General features: G+C 49.7%; 19 protein-coding genes. 11 read left to right on the top strand and 8 right to left on the bottom strand.

The genetic code is table 11. The features are described 5' to 3' along the window. The first annotated feature begins 55 nt into the window (after nucleotides 1-55). From NNO08_RS17455 to NNO08_RS17440, 4 genes are read left to right on the top strand one after another with little or no spacing between them, the layout of a single operon-like run. Complete coding sequence (locus NNO08_RS17455; protein ID WP_271457193.1) at nucleotides 56-400, top strand: hypothetical protein; 345 nt, start codon at nucleotides 56-58, stop codon at nucleotides 398-400. Then, nucleotides 393-1,097 carry a hypothetical protein gene (locus NNO08_RS17450; RefSeq protein WP_271457189.1) on the top strand — a complete coding sequence of 235 codons (705 nt, stop codon included), beginning with the start codon at nucleotides 393-395 and terminating at the stop codon, nucleotides 1,095-1,097. The genes NNO08_RS17455 and NNO08_RS17450 overlap by 8 nt, the downstream gene beginning before the upstream one ends. Then, a complete protein-coding gene (locus NNO08_RS17445; RefSeq protein ID WP_271457188.1) occupies nucleotides 1,084-1,326 on the top strand; it encodes a DUF4060 family protein in 243 nt (80 codons plus the stop codon). Before NNO08_RS17450 ends, NNO08_RS17445 begins: the two co-directional genes overlap by 14 nt. Nucleotides 1,327-1,354: 28 nt before the next feature. Beyond that, the gene (locus tag NNO08_RS17440) at nucleotides 1,355-1,606 is read left to right on the top strand and encodes a hypothetical protein (RefSeq protein WP_249417265.1); all 252 of its coding nucleotides are present in this window, start codon (nucleotides 1,355-1,357) and stop codon (nucleotides 1,604-1,606) included. On the opposite strand, the gene NNO08_RS17435 is transcribed toward NNO08_RS17440, so the two are convergent. Further along, nucleotides 1,576-2,769, bottom strand: a complete 1,194-nt coding sequence (locus NNO08_RS17435) for a tyrosine-type recombinase/integrase (protein ID WP_271457187.1) — start codon at nucleotides 2,767-2,769, stop codon at nucleotides 1,576-1,578. The two genes, NNO08_RS17440 and NNO08_RS17435, sit on opposite strands and share 31 nt — an antisense overlap. A 447-nt stretch (nucleotides 2,770-3,216) precedes the next feature. Between NNO08_RS17435 and yniD the strand changes: the two genes are divergently transcribed. After that, nucleotides 3,217-3,324, top strand: coding sequence for a small membrane protein YniD (gene yniD, locus NNO08_RS17430; RefSeq protein WP_271449094.1), 108 nt, complete (start codon nucleotides 3,217-3,219; stop codon nucleotides 3,322-3,324). A 236-nt stretch (nucleotides 3,325-3,560) separates the two neighbouring features. Here yniD and NNO08_RS17425 read toward each other — a convergent pair whose 3' ends face one another. Then, nucleotides 3,561-4,319 carry a DUF481 domain-containing protein gene (locus tag NNO08_RS17425; protein WP_137383363.1) on the bottom strand — a complete coding sequence of 253 codons (759 nt, stop codon included), beginning with the start codon at nucleotides 4,317-4,319 and terminating at the stop codon, nucleotides 3,561-3,563. 287 nt (nucleotides 4,320-4,606) lie between these two features. On the opposite strand from NNO08_RS17425, the gene pfkB reads away from it, so the two are divergent. Both pfkB and NNO08_RS17415 read left to right on the top strand, forming a co-directional pair. Continuing rightward, the gene (gene pfkB, locus NNO08_RS17420) at nucleotides 4,607-5,536 is read left to right on the top strand and encodes a 6-phosphofructokinase II (protein WP_271457186.1); all 930 of its coding nucleotides are present in this window, start codon (nucleotides 4,607-4,609) and stop codon (nucleotides 5,534-5,536) included. 271 nt (nucleotides 5,537-5,807) lie between these two features. After that, nucleotides 5,808-6,668 carry a fructosamine kinase family protein gene (locus NNO08_RS17415; RefSeq protein WP_101741711.1) on the top strand — a complete coding sequence of 287 codons (861 nt, stop codon included), beginning with the start codon at nucleotides 5,808-5,810 and terminating at the stop codon, nucleotides 6,666-6,668. A gap of 75 nt (nucleotides 6,669-6,743) precedes the next feature. Here the strand turns inward: NNO08_RS17415 and NNO08_RS17410 are convergent, their stop codons facing one another. Next, nucleotides 6,744-7,280 carry a YniB family protein gene (locus tag NNO08_RS17410; RefSeq protein ID WP_271457185.1) on the bottom strand — a complete coding sequence of 179 codons (537 nt, stop codon included), beginning with the start codon at nucleotides 7,278-7,280 and terminating at the stop codon, nucleotides 6,744-6,746. Nucleotides 7,281-7,447: 167 nt separating this feature from the next. Between NNO08_RS17410 and hxpB the strand changes: the two genes are divergently transcribed. From hxpB to tcyP, 4 genes are all read left to right on the top strand, one after another. Beyond that, complete coding sequence (hxpB, locus tag NNO08_RS17405) at nucleotides 7,448-8,116, top strand: hexitol phosphatase HxpB (RefSeq protein ID WP_271457184.1); 669 nt, start codon at nucleotides 7,448-7,450, stop codon at nucleotides 8,114-8,116. A 147-nt stretch (nucleotides 8,117-8,263) separates the two neighbouring features. Then, nucleotides 8,264-9,025, top strand: a complete 762-nt coding sequence (gene kduD / locus NNO08_RS17400) for a 2-dehydro-3-deoxy-D-gluconate 5-dehydrogenase KduD (protein WP_271441128.1) — start codon at nucleotides 8,264-8,266, stop codon at nucleotides 9,023-9,025. A gap of 95 nt (nucleotides 9,026-9,120) precedes the next feature. After that, a complete protein-coding gene (locus tag NNO08_RS17395) occupies nucleotides 9,121-9,708 on the top strand; it encodes a metal-dependent hydrolase (protein ID WP_170974385.1) in 588 nt (195 codons plus the stop codon). 135 nt (nucleotides 9,709-9,843) lie between these two features. Next, on the top strand, nucleotides 9,844-11,235 hold the full coding sequence (gene tcyP, locus NNO08_RS17390) for a cystine/sulfocysteine:cation symporter (protein WP_137383368.1): 1,392 nt from the start codon (nucleotides 9,844-9,846) through the stop codon (nucleotides 11,233-11,235). Between the two features lie 65 nt (nucleotides 11,236-11,300). On the opposite strand, the gene cedA is transcribed toward tcyP, so the two are convergent. The 5 genes from cedA to chbA all read right to left on the bottom strand — a co-directional run bounded on the left by cedA (nucleotide 11,301) and on the right by chbA (nucleotide 15,184). Further along, a complete protein-coding gene (cedA, locus tag NNO08_RS17385) occupies nucleotides 11,301-11,564 on the bottom strand; it encodes a cell division activator CedA (protein ID WP_071887334.1) in 264 nt (87 codons plus the stop codon). Between the two features lie 169 nt (nucleotides 11,565-11,733). Next, nucleotides 11,734-12,492, bottom strand: coding sequence for a chitin disaccharide deacetylase (gene chbG, locus NNO08_RS17380; protein WP_271441129.1), 759 nt, complete (start codon nucleotides 12,490-12,492; stop codon nucleotides 11,734-11,736). A gap of 12 nt (nucleotides 12,493-12,504) precedes the next feature. Further along, on the bottom strand, nucleotides 12,505-13,860 hold the full coding sequence (locus tag NNO08_RS17375) for a 6-phospho-beta-glucosidase (RefSeq protein WP_271449097.1): 1,356 nt from the start codon (nucleotides 13,858-13,860) through the stop codon (nucleotides 12,505-12,507). A 123-nt stretch (nucleotides 13,861-13,983) separates the two neighbouring features. After that, nucleotides 13,984-14,823 carry a transcriptional regulator ChbR gene (chbR, locus tag NNO08_RS17370; RefSeq protein WP_271454269.1) on the bottom strand — a complete coding sequence of 280 codons (840 nt, stop codon included), beginning with the start codon at nucleotides 14,821-14,823 and terminating at the stop codon, nucleotides 13,984-13,986. A gap of 13 nt (nucleotides 14,824-14,836) precedes the next feature. Then, entirely contained in the window at nucleotides 14,837-15,184 is a 348-nt protein-coding gene (gene chbA, locus NNO08_RS17365; RefSeq protein ID WP_137383373.1) for a PTS N,N'-diacetylchitobiose transporter subunit IIA, read from the bottom strand. Nucleotides 15,185-15,235: the final 51 nt, after the last annotated feature.

Here is a 15,235-nt window from a genome sequence, read left to right as displayed (position 1 = left end):
AAACCGGAATACGTGGGCTAAGGGAGGCGGGAGGGTTCGCCCTCCCGGTAACGAGATGAGCAAATCATTAAATGCACGTTGCATCCGTCGCTGGACCGTCGAATTTAAAGGTCGTTGCGACTCGAAATATAGTCCGTACTGGCGCAAGCAGGATCTACGCCGGTATATCCGTGAGTACGCCCTGACAACTGCAGACTGCATGGTTGAGCGCATGGCAGAGGACAACGCTCTGGTAGATTTTCAGGGTAATGGTCGCGGCTGGTCACCTGAGTTTTCAGCGTGGTACGGCGATCGCCGTGCGCAGTATAGAAAAGAAGCGTTGAGCTACCTCAATGAAAATGCCAGCAACGACGAGATTGACGAAGAGATTCAGAACGAGCTGGAGGCCTGGAATGACTGAACGCGGAATGATTTTTAACAGTGAAATGGTTCGCGCCATTCTCGACAGCAGGAAGACGCAAACGCGGCGGATTATGGCGATTCAGCCAGAACATTCAGAGCTGGGATTACGCCGGGTAATTGACTCCAAAAATGGTAGAGATAACGGGAAGTATTTTTGGTCGCAATCCGATGCGTGCGGACTAAAGATGCGTTCAAAAGTGTTCGGTTGTCCTTATGGAGAAGTTGGCGATCGCATCTGGGTGCGCGAGACGTTCCAAGGGCCATTATTCGATTTCGATCAGATGGACGCCTATTGCAAAGACTCCACACCATTTGAGAAAGCTAAGTTCTGCGTTTACAAGGCTGATGGCAAGCCTGCACCAGAGTTTTTCGATGCTGACGATAATCTGCATTGCTGCTGGCGGCCATCAATCCACATGCCACGCTGGGCATCCAGACTTCTTCTGGAAATTATCGATATTCGAGTTGAGCGACTGAACGCCATCAGCCAGGCCGACGCTATTGCAGAAGGTGCCCCGCCAAGTCATCCATCCATCGACTGTGTTTCACAGGAATACGGGTTCCCTGACTTCTCTCGCTCATGGTTTGGGCAGACGTGGCAACACATCTACGGCGAAGAAAGCTGGAACGCCAACCCATGGGTCTGGGTTATTGAGTTTGAGCGTATCGAAGGAGACGACCATGCGACTAATTAACCGAGCCAATCAGCAATCCCCATTAGCGCGCCAGGCATGCGACATCGCGCTGGCCACTCATCACGAGCGTTACGGTGACTACGGGCGCAGCAAGATGAAGGAGACATACACGGTGAGAGTTGAAGGCGTGAAGGTCTGGGTTGAGGTGGTTAACCGTAAGGCGAGCTATGTGGCCACGGCAATGACAGGTATGCGCCGGCTCCGTGCACTGCCGGGCCAGGTGAATTGATTTTTATAACCGGCCCGGGAACGGGCCGATGGGGTATTCAATGAATCACAATATTTCTATCAAACCAGTCATCATCAACAGAGAAACTGTTCAGCAGATGCTCGGTGGGATCTCGCGCACGACGTTTTATCGCAAGCGCAAGCAGTGGCTAGCAGCCGGGACACCGTTCCCAAACAAAGCTCCCGGCACTAACCCGGGTCGCGGTGGCGAGCAATATCGGTATTGCGACGTAATGCGCTTCATGGAGGCTCAGGGGTTCATTGAGTCAACGCATGACTGAATGTGAGCGGCCAGGACATCTAACGCCTCCTGCTGCTCTCTCACATAGCTGTGCTGGTCATAAATGGCGAGGACTCCTCCAAGTTTATGGCCCAGCACCTTCTCGGAGATATGTGGAGGGATCCCGAGTTCTGCCATCTTCGTTTTCGCAGTACGCCGCAAATCATGTATCGACCAATGCTCAATGGTCATGTCGGATCGAAGCCGTATCGCAAGATTCAGTATCACGCTGGCAGCCATTGGGCGATCTTCTTTCTTTGTTGCTGGCGGGAATACCTGGCTGAAGTTGGGGTACAACTCAAACGCTTCATTAAGAATTTCAACCGCCTTTACAGACAGACCCCTTTCGAATGGCTCCCTAGTCTTAGAGTTTTCATCCGGCACACGCCAGACTCTTCCATCCAGATCAAAATCAGCCTTCTTCGCCAGGCGCAACTCAACACCACGACACCCGGTAAGTAACAGTAGCTTTAACAGCAACTTGTTTTGATAAGTAACCGTCGAAGCTTCTACAGCATGCCAGAACGCACCTATTTCTTTATCGTTAAGATAACGGTGTCCCTTCTTCGCTGGTTTCCCCACATCGAGAACTCGCAAATCAGAAACTGGATTTCTCTTAATCATCTCGGTGCGGATGCAATATGAAAAGATGGTTTTCATGCGAGAGAGGATCTCCCCGGCATAGGTTTCTGCCCCATTTTCCCGCATGAGCTTGAATACCGGTTGCCAGTGAGAAATAACCATTTCGTCTACTAGCATACTCCCGACGTAGGGAACCACATGACGGTTAAGTGCCCTTTCCCACTCATCTCTTCTTACCAACTTGCTAGCGCCGGCGCTTTCCAGCCAAGCTGTGATGCAATCTTTAACCGTGGCCGCTTTAATACTGTCAGCTATGCTCATATCTCTGGCAGTGATTGGGTCTTTTCCAGCCGAGAGAAGCTTCTTATATTCAAACACCAGATCCCTTGCCTCTTTCAGCGATACCTGGTCATATTGCCCAAGTGTCATGCGTCGAGGTTTGCCGCCAAATTTATAACGATACTGGAAGACGATTACGCCATTAGGAGTGATACGAACCGACAGGCCATTAGCATCGGATAGCTCAATGCGCTTCTCTATCGGCTTGCCGTTCATTTTGCGGAGCTTGGTATCAGTAAGCATGTGGTGTACACCCGCCAGATATGTACATCGATGTGTACACGTTTTTCATGGCATAAATTGGAATATGGTAAAACGGAGTGAAACACCCATAGAGGATTTAGTCAATGTTAGCAGGGGTTTGAAACTGGAGGATAAAACGGGGATGAACAGAACGGAATGGCACTGATGGCCTACACGTAAGAGCACATACAAAGATTCAATATTTAAAATTATCAAAAAGGTCTGGGCTGATTCCCGCTTCACTCTGCGAAATATGTCACAGGTCACCTGACAGGCAACGCTGGACCTACGCCCGTTTTTTGATAACATCGTTTGACAGTGTACACGGCATTACGAGCCGATCAAAGCTGCAATCAATGCGCTTTCCATGATGTAAATCAATTCACGGACACCCTTCTATCTTTGTTACACTAAGTCGAATGGTCTGACCTGGGCAGGAAAAGAACAATGCCAACAAATCGTTTTGCCAAAAAACACGGGAAGATGGTTGTAATACTGCTGGTTATTTGTGCGGCAATGCTGATGCTACGCTGGGCAGCCATGATCTGGGGTTAAACGTCAGAAGCACTATGCCAACCTGAGCAAATATATTCTACAGACTGTTAATTGTGTTTAATTATGACGGTAATGCTGAAATGCCATTTTCAGGACAGCCTATTTATTCATTAAATTGAAAGCGTCTAAAAATGCGGGATGTCAGAAAAGCGTCAAAAATAAAGCGCGGTTAGGATAATAAAAGTACTTAACGTTAATTTATAAAAGCCGGGCCATTTAACTGGCCCGGCTAACTATTACATCCGATAGCCGAGCGAAACCGTCGTGCGGCGATCGGTATGCTCCGGCGCGGTTGCCGGCGGTTCGGAGTTCCAGGTCACGTTGTACGCAACCTTCAATCCAAAGTGTTCGTTGATAGCAACATTCAAGGCCGTTTCAGAATTCAGCGTTGTATCATCGGCACCAAATACCGACACACCCTGCGTAAACTTGGTGTTGTCCGTCATCTGCCACGCATAAGCCCCGGACGCATAACCTAACGGCTGCGTTTCAGTGGTGCCATCAGTGTGCTCGTCATAACGTACACCAGGACCGAATTCAAAGCGGAAGCTGTGCACCGGTCCATTAAGAAACTGGCGACCATAACCGGCCGTTAGCACATCACGCTCACGATATCCGTTATAACGGTCTGTTAACCAACTGGCCTGACCAAAGAGATAGTCATAGTCAGTCATGTTGTAACGACTACGACCACCTACAGCATATTTCTCAGATGAACGCTCATCATTTGAGGAGGTGTTGCTGGCATTTCCCCACAGAGACCACGCCGTAGATTGACCATACCAGGTCATGGTGGTGTCTGCGGTTAAAGAAGAACTTTTTGTGTTGCCTGACTGGGCAAGATATCCCGCGTTCAGGTTACCTTCAAAGGGTTTTTTCGCGCTGGAAGGGTCATCCATGACAGTAAAAACGGAATCATCGGCGGCGGCATGCATTGACGCAAACACGCACCCCGTCAGCAATACTGCTGCGGGCACTGTCTTCAAAAGCTTCATTTATAAAGAGTCCGTACAACAAAAAAAGAGACCATAACGGTCTCGGAAACTTTCATGTGGATCAATGACAAAAGACCCTTGAAAGGTAACAAATTATAAAAAGACTCGAATAACATAGCAATAAATTCTTATTTCATTTTTTGAATAAGAGCGTTCTTAATCCTTTATTTTATTTATATATCTTTGGCACGAGAATTTTAAATAAAGCTGCGAGAAATCATGTTGTTAATTACTTCACTTTCGTGACGTTAAGTGCCAGACTGGGGTCAGCCTAACAGGAGGTAAAGATGGTACGTATCTATACGTTAACACTTGCGCCCTCTCTCGATAGCGCAACAATCACCCCACAAATCTACCCCGAAGGTAAACTTCGCTGTACCTCACCGGTTTTTGAACCTGGCGGTGGAGGCATCAACGTCGCCCGTGCCATTGCACATCTTGGCGGAACTGCAACGGCCATCTTTCCGGTCGGTGGTGCGACTGGCGAGCACTTAGTTTCTTTACTTGCCGACGAAAATGTTCCCGTCTCGACTATCGAAGCCAAAGACTGGACCCGACAAAATCTCCATGTCCACGTCGAATCCAGCGGTGAGCAGTATCGTTTTGTCATGCCCGGTGCCGCGCTGACTGATGACGAATTCTACCAACTGCAGGATCAGGTACTGGAAATTGAATCGGGTGCGATACTGGTCATTAGCGGCAGTTTGCCGCCCGGTGTACAAATAGAGAAACTGACACGGCTCATCACCACCGTACAAAAACAGGGTATTCGCTGCATTGTCGATAGCTCTGGTGAGGCGCTGACAGCGGCATTAGCCATCGGCGGTATCGAACTGGTAAAACCCAACCTCAAAGAATTGAGTGCACTGGTGAAACGCGAACTCACACAACCCGATGACGTTCGCAAAGCAGCACAGGAGATTATACAAAGCGGCAAAGCGCTTCGCGTTGTGGTCTCTCTTGGGCCACAAGGGGCATTGGGCGTCAATAAAGAAACATGCGTCCAGGTCGTCCCACCGCCGGTGAAAAGCCAAAGTACCGTTGGCGCAGGCGACAGTATGGTCGGCGCGATGACGTTGAAACTGGCAGAAAATGCCCCGTTTGAAGAGATTGTGCGTTTTGGCGTCGCTGCGGGTAGCGCAGCAACGCTGAATCAGGGCACTCGTCTGTGCGCGCTGGACGATACGCAAAAAATATATTCGTATCTTGCCCAGTGATTACACCATCCCCCTTATCAAGCATTAAGGGGGATTTACCGACAAAACTGTCGACATGTGTATTATGCGTCTATGATAAAAAATCACGTGATTACAAAGAAGTGAATCATGTTAAACCGAAAGTCGTCATTTCTCAGGGAGGTGTGGAAGCACGACATACAATAAGTGCCTTTCCCGCGATGACGCGTCTACGGTGTGCGTCAGTTCGTGTTTTTTTACCGCATTCTTGCGCTAACCTTATGATCTGGCAGACAACATGGGGAGAGACATCATGTGGCAGGCTATCAGTCGTCTTTTAAGCGAGCAATTAGGTGAAGGCGAAATCGAACTGCGTAATGAACTGCCCGGCGGAGAGATCCACGCCGCATGGCATTTACGCTATGCGGGGCGCGATTTTTTCGTCAAATGTGATGAAAGAGAGCTGTTGTCTGGCTTTACGGCGGAGGCAGACCAGTTAGAACTGCTTTCCCGAAGTCAAACCGTTTCTGTTCCCAAAGTCTGGGCAGTGGGTGCAGACAGAGATTACAGTTTTCTGGTTATGGACTTCCTCCCTCCCCGCCCGCTTGATGCCCACAACGCGTTTATTCTCGGACAACAACTTGCACATTTGCACGAATGGAGCGATCAGCCACAGTTCGGCCTCGACTTCGATAATGCACTCTCCACTACACCGCAACCCAATGCCTGGCAGCGTCGCTGGTCAACCTTCTTCGCCGAACAACGCATCGGCTGGCAACTGGAACTTGCGGCGGAAAAAGGCATCGCGTTTGGCAATATTGACGCCATTGTCGATCACGTTCAGCAGCGACTCTCCTCCCATCAGCCACAGCCTTCTCTCCTGCACGGCGATTTGTGGTCGGCAAACTGTGCGCTCGGACCGAATGGCCCCTACATTTTTGACCCCGCCTGTTACTGGGGCGACAGAGAGTGCGACCTGGCAATGTTGCCGTTACATACCGATCAGCCACCGCAGATTTATGACGGTTATCAGTCTGTCTCGCCGCTACCGTTAGATTTTCTCGACAGGCAGCCTATCTATCAGTTGTATACGCTGCTTAATCGGGCAATTCTGTTTGGCGGGCAGCATCTGGTGGTGGCGCAAAAAGCGATGGAAAGGTTACTGGCGGCTTAACGTATAGATAGCCCGAAGGCGGCTTTGTTTATCAGGCCTGATGCTTCACGTAACCCAGGCCTGATAATATCGGACTTACAAAAAGCCCAGTAATGAAAAGAAGACATAGCCGATCACGATAACGATCACCGGCAAAATATAGAGCGGGAAGATTTGTAAAAAGATCGTATGGTGTGGCACGACAATACGCGACTCTATTTGCTCACGCGATAACCCCTCACTGCCTTTTGCCTGTTCCAGAATCAACTGATCTTCAACGCCCTCGCGTAAAAAACGCGCCTGACGACTCATTCTGGCGCCAGAGTCCTGCAATGCCAGACCGATGAATATCAGAATGAAAATCAACCAAAAAACAAGATTCAGTCCGGTCTGAAAATTCGGTGTCGGCGAGTTATACCAGAACAGGTTAAGAAACGGCGTATTCACACGCATCATGTCGATCATCACATGGGCAAAATCGAGCATTACTGCATTAATCCCTTCCTGCTTTTCGCTGTGCGCGTACATAAACTTCAGTACTGAAACCAGTGTTGAAATCAGCGCCGGGATGAAAATCACCCATCCCAGCAACCTTTTCAAGACAGCAATGCGTCCAGCTTGTTGATACGTCATGAGTTCCCCTTGATAAAGACGTGTCATTTTGGCCTAAGTTTACCCGTTGATAACCGTTTTCGCCTGATCTTTAAAGGCGGTATACTGCCAAATTAGCCATAATGAACGCTTAGAGCTCGTTCTGGTGGGCTCTTAATCCCTGTTATCACCCTAAAGGAGAGGTTGTGATGTCAACCCCGCGTCAAATTCTTGCTGCAATTTTCGATATGGATGGATTACTGGTCGATTCAGAACCGCTCTGGGATCAGGCTGAACTGGATGTGATTGCAAGTTTAGGCGTAGATATCACCCGCCGCCATGAACTTCCCGATACGCTCGGTTTACGTATCGATATGGTTGTTGATCTTTGGTTCGCACAGCAACCGTGGAACGGTCCCTCTCGTCAGGAGGTGACGGAACGCATCATTACACGGGCCATTGCACTGGTAGAAGAAACAAGACCACTGTTGCCGGGCGTACGTGAAGCTGTAGCGCTATGCAAATCCCAGGGGATGCTGGTAGGACTGGCCTCAGCGTCACCGCTGCATATGCTGGAAAAAGTGCTGACCATGTTTGATCTGCGCGATAGCTTTGACGCACTGGCCTCGGCAGAAAAATTACCTTACAGCAAACCACACCCGCAGGTTTACCTCGATTGTGCCCAGAAGCTGGGGGTACCCCCGTTATCTTGTGTTGCGCTGGAAGATTCCGTGAACGGGATGATTGCGTCGAAAGCCGCTCGAATGCGCTCAATTGTTGTCCCCGCCCATGAAAATCAGGATGATCCCCGTTTTGTGCTTGCCGACGTCAAACTGGCCTCATTGACGGAGCTCACTGCCGGGCATCTTCACGGTTAATCTCCCTCCGGGCAATGACCATATTGCCCTTTTCTTTGCTTGATCAATAAAATTAAAACACCGTTTCAATTTTATTGTATTTTTGTTCAACCTCTTCTATCCTTCTGCTATCGCAATGCATTAACAGTAAAAATAGCTGAGGTGAACATGGTTCTGGACGCGTTTCGTCTTAAGGATAAAGTCGCAATCGTCACCGGTTGTGATACCGGGCTTGGGCAAGGTATGGCCCTGGCGCTGGCTGAAGCCGGATGTGACGTGGTTGGCGTAAACCGCAAAATCCCGCATGACACCGAGGAAAAAATCACCGCAGTTGGTCGGCGTTTTATGGCCATTCAGGCCGACCTCAGCCAACAGGAGGCGCTGTCCAGCATCGTGACGCAAACTGTTGCGGTATTTGGTCGGGTCGATATTCTGGTCAACAATGCAGGTACGATTCGTCGCCAGGACGCGCTGGATTTTAGTGAAAAAGACTGGGATGACGTAATGAACCTGAATCTCAAATCCGTTTTCTTTCTGTCGCAGGCGGTGGCGCGTCAGTTCCTGGCGCAGGGTAATGGCGGTAAAATTATCAATATTGCCTCAATGCTCTCTTTTCAGGGGGGAATCCGCGTTCCGTCCTACACCGCATCAAAAAGCGGCGTGCTTGGGATCACCCGCCTACTGGCTAATGAGTGGGCAGCTCAGGGAATTAATGTCAATGCCATCGCACCAGGTTATATGGCGACAAACAATACGCAGCAGTTGCGCGAAGACAGTACGCGTAATCAGCAAATCGTCGATCGTATTCCCGCGGGGCGCTGGGGAACACCGGATGACTTACAAGGCCCGGTCGTTTTTCTCGCCAGCCAGGCTTCTGATTATATTAATGGTTACACGCTTGCCGTAGACGGCGGTTGGTTGGCGCGTTAATCGTGCATTTGTGACAAAGGGTTACAACGTCACCTCTTCCGCCTACTGTATAAAACCCCTATACTGTATGAATTGACAGTTTATTGGGTTTTATCATGACGGCGGAAGGCCACCTTCTTTTTTCTATTGCCTGTGCGGTATTTGCCAAAAATGCCGAGCTGACACCCGTTCTCGCTCAGGGTGACTGGTGGCATATTGTGCCTTCGGCCATTCTAACGTGTCTGCTGCCCGATATCGATCACCCGAAATCCCTGCTTGGGCAGCGGCTGAAGTGGATATCAAAGCCTATTGCCCGGGCATTTGGCCATCGCGGGTTTACACACAGCCTGCTGGCCGTCTTTGCCCTGCTGGCCACGTTTTACCTGAAAGTTCCGGATAGCTGGATAATCCCGGCCGATGCGCTACAAGGTATGGTGTTGGGCTATCTCAGTCACATACTGGCCGATATGCTGACCCCGGCAGGCGTTCCCCTGCTTTGGCCCTGTCGCTGGCGCTTTCGTCTGCCAATCCTCGTCCCGCAGAAGGGAAATCAGCTGGAGCGCTTTTTGTGCATGGCGCTGTTTGCCTGGGCCATCTGGATGCCTCAGACGATGCCGGAAAACAGCGCAGTGCGCTGGTCATCGCAGATGATTAACACGCTACAGATGCAGTTTAATCGGTTTATAAAGCACCAGGCTGATTAATAAAACAGCCAAAATGTCATTTTAGGTATAAACAATTCCATTTGAATATAAGAGGCAAGTCACAGTTCTGCTAATCTTGCGCCAACAGAATCACCATTACATGGTGATACGCATAATAAGATCAGGAGAACGGGGATGAACTTTCCATTAATCGCGAACATTATCGTGTTCGTAGTACTGCTGTTCGTGCTGGCGCAAGCCCGCCACAAACAGTGGAGTCTGGCCAAAAAAGTACTGGTCGGTCTGGTCATGGGCGTGGTGTTTGGTCTCGCCCTGCACACCATTTACGGGTCCGACAGCCAGGTACTGAAAGATTCCGTACAGTGGTTTAACATTGTCGGCAACGGTTACGTACAACTGCTGCAAATGATTGTTATGCCGCTGGTTTTTGCTTCTATTCTCAGTGCCGTTGCGCGTCTGCACAACGCCTCTCAGTTGGGCAAAATTAGTTTCCTCACTATCGGAACGCTACTGTTTACCACGCTGATCGCCGCACTGGTGGGTGTTCTGGTGACAAACCTGTTTGGTCTGACTGCTGAAGGGCTGGTGCAAGGCGGCGCTGAAACCGCACGCCTGACCGCCATTGAAACCAATTATGTGGGTAAAGTTGCCGACCTCAGCGTGCCGCAGTTGGTGCTGTCGTTTATCCCGAAAAACCCATTTGCCGATCTTACGGGTGCAAACCCGACGTCGATTATCAGCGTCGTTATTTTCGCGGCCTTCCTGGGCGTTGCGGCACTTAAACTGCTGAAAGATGATGCGCCAAAAGGCGAGCGCGTATTAACGGCTATCGATACCCTGCAGAGCTGGGTGATGAAGCTGGTTCGTCTGGTGATGCAACTGACTCCGTACGGTGTTCTGGCGCTGATGACCAAAGTGGTTGCCGGTTCCAATCTGCAGGACATCATCAAGCTGGGCAGCTTCGTCGTTGCCTCGTATCTCGGCCTGGGCATTATGTTCGTCGTACACGGCATCCTGCTGGGTATTAACGGCGTTAGCCCACTGAAATACTTCCGCAAAGTCTGGCCGGTATTGACTTTCGCCTTCACCAGCCGCTCCAGCGCCGCTTCTATTCCACTGAACGTCGAAGCACAAACCCGTCGCCTGGGCGTCCCTGAGTCCATTGCCAGCTTTGCCGCCTCTTTTGGTGCAACGATTGGTCAAAACGGTTGTGCGGGTCTGTACCCGGCGATGCTGGCCGTGATGGTGGCACCGACTGTCGGTATTAACCCGCTGGACCCAATGTGGATTGCCACACTGGTGGGTATCGTGACCGTCAGTTCCGCAGGGGTTGCGGGTGTGGGCGGTGGCGCGACCTTCGCGGCACTGATCGTACTGCCTGCCATGGGTCTGCCGGTCACATTGGTTGCTCTGCTGATTTCTGTTGAACCACTGATCGATATGGGCCGTACTGCATTGAACGTTAGCGGTTCCATGACCGCGGGTACGCTTACCAGCCAATGGCTGAAACAGACCGATAAAACGATTCTGGACAGCGACGATCACGCCGAACTGGCGCATCGCTAAAAGCCTGTCTGTATAAAACAAAAAACCGCCGGTGAGTTATTCCCCGGCGGTTTTTTTATATCTAATTAATCGCTCAGTTCGTTTTCCTGGCGAATTTGGTTAGCCCAGCGCTGTGCCGACTCCGGAACCGTAAATGCAGGCGAACGCTGAAACGCCTCCCCCATTAAGACAAAAGCGACATATTTTCCGCGCAGTATCCATACGTCACGAAACGCATCCATTTTCACCGCATGCTCTGGTGGAGCTGGCTCCACACGAGGAACATAGCTGATAACCGGACGATTTTGTTGGCGAAGAGGTTTCATAATCAGTTGCTTCACTAAAGACAAATTCTAAAAATCTGAAAAACGCTATCTTAGCTGATTTTACCCTCGGACGGTGCAAAAACAGTGAATTCGTGAAGTGGGTGGCGATAACGGGGGGGACGGACTGGTTGCGGCAAATATCAATGACGCAGACAAAAAAATGCGGCGCACCGACGCGCCGCCAACTCAGGAATTAAACGTTCAGAAAACTGCCAAGACGATAACCGCGCTCCGCAATAGCGTATTTCAATGACGAAGACGTCAGTACGTCAAGCTCAGTTAAGCGGGGGTAACAGTAGGCACTTTGTCGAATGATGTCATCGATAAACGCCGGATGACACATCACTTCCAGCGAGGACTCTCCCCGGTCTGCGGACGCGTCCAGCGTCTGCAAGAACAGGGCCTCAGAAATCGCGTCGCCATAAAACTCACTGCTAAATCCCTGGGAGGTACGCAACGTTTCCGGTAAATCGGACGCCAGGAACACCGTCTGCCGATCGATCCGCAACGCAACACCCCTCTCCGCGGCAAAACTGGCGACAATCGGGAAAATCTGCGGGAACATATGCACGTGGTGATGACTATCCAGATGCGTCGGCTCCCGCCCGAACAGGTCAATAAAACGCTGATACTGTGCAGCCAGCTCCTGAGAAATCTCGTCCAGCGGCAATGTATCTTCCTCTGCCATCTGCCAGATCCATTTTCCTAACACACCGTCACGCGTCAGACCCGGCATCGCCGTTAACGGTTTGCCAAGCGTCAGGACAAAGTGCATCCCAACGGCAAGTTCCGGTAAATCGCGACTAAGCTGTACCGCATGCTCTATCGCCTCGCCATTCACCAGAGCAGTGGTTGAGGTGACAATGCCATTGCGACAGGCTTCAACAATGCCGTAGTTTTGCCCTTTGCTCAGGCCAAAATCATCCGCATTCACAATCAGTACGCGTTCCATAGCCAACCTCAGTTAGTGTTGTTCGCTTTTAAGCTTCTCGATGCATCCAGCGAAATTTGGCAGCCATTTTTCATGCGCCAGGATCAGCTCACGGGCAAGAATTTCAGCATCAGTGTCTGAATGCACTAGTGGACTCAGGTTTAACGCCAACAGTACATCATTCAACTCGCCGCTCAGTGCTGCGTTGCTCGCCGCCACTTCAAAACCTTTAATGGTATAGATAAGGCCCAGGACCTTTTCATCGAAATGGGTGATACGTGGGTGCGGCGTTGCACCATTGCGTCCCAGCGTGCAGGTCATCTCAACAGCCCAGTCCGCAGGAATATTATCAACATGGCCATGATGAGGAATGTTGACGTAATGCTCGGTCTGTTTATCGTTGTAGATAGCATTGATGACTTCACACGCGGCATCAGAGTAATAAGCCCCGCCACGCTGTTCCAGCTCTTTCGGCTTAACATTCAACTCAGGATTTTTATACAGATCAAACAGTTGCTTCTCAACTTTTTGTACTACCTGTGCGCGTGCGCCACCTTTGTAATATTCACCCATTTCAATCGCCAGCATCTCTTTTGGCTTGAAGTAATACAGCAAATACGAGCACGGCAGCAGTCTCAGTGAACGAATCAGCCCTTCACTGAACGGCAGATCGAAGATGTTCTTCACGCCAGAGGCTTTCAACTGACCCGACGCTACGCCGTCCAGCAGTTCATCAAAACGTGACACACCGTTGACCAGAACATCCTTAATGAAGACCATATGGTTCAGACCAAACAGATCGATGGATAAATCATCACTCTGTTTCAGCGCCAGGACGTCGCTGATAAACATCTTCATACCGATTGGAATATTGCACACGCCGATAAACTTCTTGAAGTTAGTATGGCGATAGACCGCTTCAGTTACCATGCCAGCCGGGTTAGTGAAGTTAATCACCCACGCATTCGGGCACAGTTCTTCCACATCCTTCACAATGTCAAAGATCACCGGAATGGTACGTAGTCCTTTAAACAGGCCTCCAGCACCGTTAGTTTCCTGCCCCAGATAACCATGGCTCAGAGGGATACGTTCATCCTGTTCACGAGCCTTAAGTTGCCCTACGCGCAACTGCGTGGTGACAAAATCAGCATCTTTCAGCGCTTCTCGGCGATCCAGCGTTTTGTACACTTTCATCGGGACGCCAGCTTTATCAATCATGCGCTGGCAGAGGTCAAAAATAATGTCCAGCTTCTCTTTACCACCGTCGACATCCACCAGCCACAATTCAGAGACCGGTAATTCATGATAACGCTTAATAAAGCCTTCAAGTAATTCAGGGGTGTAGCTGCTCCCGCCACCGATAGTGACGACTTTTAATTTCTGGCTCATAATTTCTCCCTTCAGTGTAAAAACACTGACACGTATTATGCTCAACCCATTCGTCAGGTATAGCGTGGCAGTCCCAGCGCTATTTTGGGCAAGCTATAAAAATTGGTTATTGGTAAATAAAATCTACTGATTAAATTCCGTTAATTTCTTACGGTAGCTATTGGGTGTAAACGACGTCAGCTTTTTAAACGTTTTAATAAACAGGCTCGGACTACTGTAACCAGCCTCATAGGCAATATCAGTTACAGAATAGTTAGTCATTTCCAGCTGTTTTTTAGCAAAATTAATGCGAATTTCATTAATAATCTGCATTGGCGTTTTACTGTAATAACGCTGGGTTGCACGGGTCAGATACTCCTGGGATTTTGCGGACAGGTGTATCATATTTTCCAGCGCATTTTCGCTGAACTGCCTTTTGTCATGCATGCTTTCCACGGTAGTTTTAAGCCATTGTGGAATATCATCCAGCACCTGTTCTTCCCGATGATGGCGTAACCGATTAATAATGTAGAAGGTGACCACTTCTACAAATTCATCCAGTCCGCTTTCACGAAAATTCAGTGATGCTATAACCGTTTCGATGTAGGTAAGAAACGAGCTGTTCGCCCGATACACCTGCGATGCAACGAAACAAAATGGCAGCAACGGGTGATAGTGCTGTTCAAAAAAACGTTTACTGATGCCAACGTTAAGAATTCGCGTCGCGCCGAAATCATAGAAACTTTGATGGTGCGATCCCAACGGGATAAAGACAAAGTCCCCACGCTCAAGCAGTACACGCTTACCGTTGATCTCCTGATAGTAACGTCCAGTTAAGACAAGGGTAAATTCGTAGTAATCATGCTGATGCAGCCCACTGATGCTCTCAGTTTTGTTATAGATGAACACATGAAAATTTTTGCCATTAAAAAGCTGCTGCTCATAGACGGTTTTGATTTCCGGTGCGTTAATCTGTAGCTGCATTCTGCACTCCTCGCTATTTCAGCTTCTCGTGAAGCTCAATCAGTTCTGTCACCAGTTCACGTGCCAGCATCGACGTCATCAGGTGGTCCTGTGCATGGACCAGCACCAGGCTGACTTTCATTTTACCTTCACCCTGATCGCCTTCAATCAGTTTGGTCTGGACAAGGTGTGCTTCGTTCAGCGCCATGCGAGACTGCTCCATCATGGTCTTCGCTGACTCAAAATCACCCTGTTTGGCCAATTTGAGCGCGCCGTACGCCAGACTACGTGCCTGACCCGAGTTGATGATGAGCCCCATCACCACTTCTTCAAGCTCTTCAGCCTCTGACTGCGTATCGACGATATTTTCGATATCTAACATACTCTTTTCCTCTGGTTCAGTCCGGCATGGCCGCATAGCCATGCCGGATTA

Origin of the sequence: Citrobacter sp. Igbk 17, from assembly GCF_028069775.1 — a bacterium.
Lineage (GTDB): Bacteria > Pseudomonadota > Gammaproteobacteria > Enterobacterales > Enterobacteriaceae > Citrobacter.
This window is presented reverse-complemented; position numbering and strand designations above follow the sequence as displayed.

Coding starts and splice junctions, on each gene's coding strand:
- NNO08_RS17455 (WP_271457193.1), top strand. CDS start 56: ATGAGCAAATCATTAAATGCACGTTGCATCCGTCGCTGGACCGTCGAA.
- NNO08_RS17450 (WP_271457189.1), top strand. CDS start 393: ATGACTGAACGCGGAATGATTTTTAACAGTGAAATGGTTCGCGCCATT.
- NNO08_RS17445 (WP_271457188.1), top strand. CDS start 1,084: ATGCGACTAATTAACCGAGCCAATCAGCAATCCCCATTAGCGCGCCAG.
- NNO08_RS17440 (WP_249417265.1), top strand. CDS start 1,355: ATGGGGTATTCAATGAATCACAATATTTCTATCAAACCAGTCATCATC.
- NNO08_RS17435 (WP_271457187.1), bottom strand. CDS start 2,769: ATGCTTACTGATACCAAGCTCCGCAAAATGAACGGCAAGCCGATAGAG.
- yniD (WP_271449094.1), top strand. CDS start 3,217: ATGCCAACAAATCGTTTTGCCAAAAAACACGGGAAGATGGTTGTAATA.
- NNO08_RS17425 (WP_137383363.1), bottom strand. CDS start 4,319: ATGAAGCTTTTGAAGACAGTGCCCGCAGCAGTATTGCTGACGGGGTGC.
- pfkB (WP_271457186.1), top strand. CDS start 4,607: ATGGTACGTATCTATACGTTAACACTTGCGCCCTCTCTCGATAGCGCA.
- NNO08_RS17415 (WP_101741711.1), top strand. CDS start 5,808: ATGTGGCAGGCTATCAGTCGTCTTTTAAGCGAGCAATTAGGTGAAGGC.
- NNO08_RS17410 (WP_271457185.1), bottom strand. CDS start 7,280: ATGACGTATCAACAAGCTGGACGCATTGCTGTCTTGAAAAGGTTGCTG.
- hxpB (WP_271457184.1), top strand. CDS start 7,448: ATGTCAACCCCGCGTCAAATTCTTGCTGCAATTTTCGATATGGATGGA.
- kduD (WP_271441128.1), top strand. CDS start 8,264: ATGGTTCTGGACGCGTTTCGTCTTAAGGATAAAGTCGCAATCGTCACC.
- NNO08_RS17395 (WP_170974385.1), top strand. CDS start 9,121: ATGACGGCGGAAGGCCACCTTCTTTTTTCTATTGCCTGTGCGGTATTT.
- tcyP (WP_137383368.1), top strand. CDS start 9,844: ATGAACTTTCCATTAATCGCGAACATTATCGTGTTCGTAGTACTGCTG.
- chbG (WP_271441129.1), bottom strand. CDS start 12,492: ATGGAACGCGTACTGATTGTGAATGCGGATGATTTTGGCCTGAGCAAA.
- NNO08_RS17375 (WP_271449097.1), bottom strand. CDS start 13,860: ATGAGCCAGAAATTAAAAGTCGTCACTATCGGTGGCGGGAGCAGCTAC.
- chbR (WP_271454269.1), bottom strand. CDS start 14,823: ATGCAGCTACAGATTAACGCACCGGAAATCAAAACCGTCTATGAGCAG.
- chbA (WP_137383373.1), bottom strand. CDS start 15,184: ATGTTAGATATCGAAAATATCGTCGATACGCAGTCAGAGGCTGAAGAG.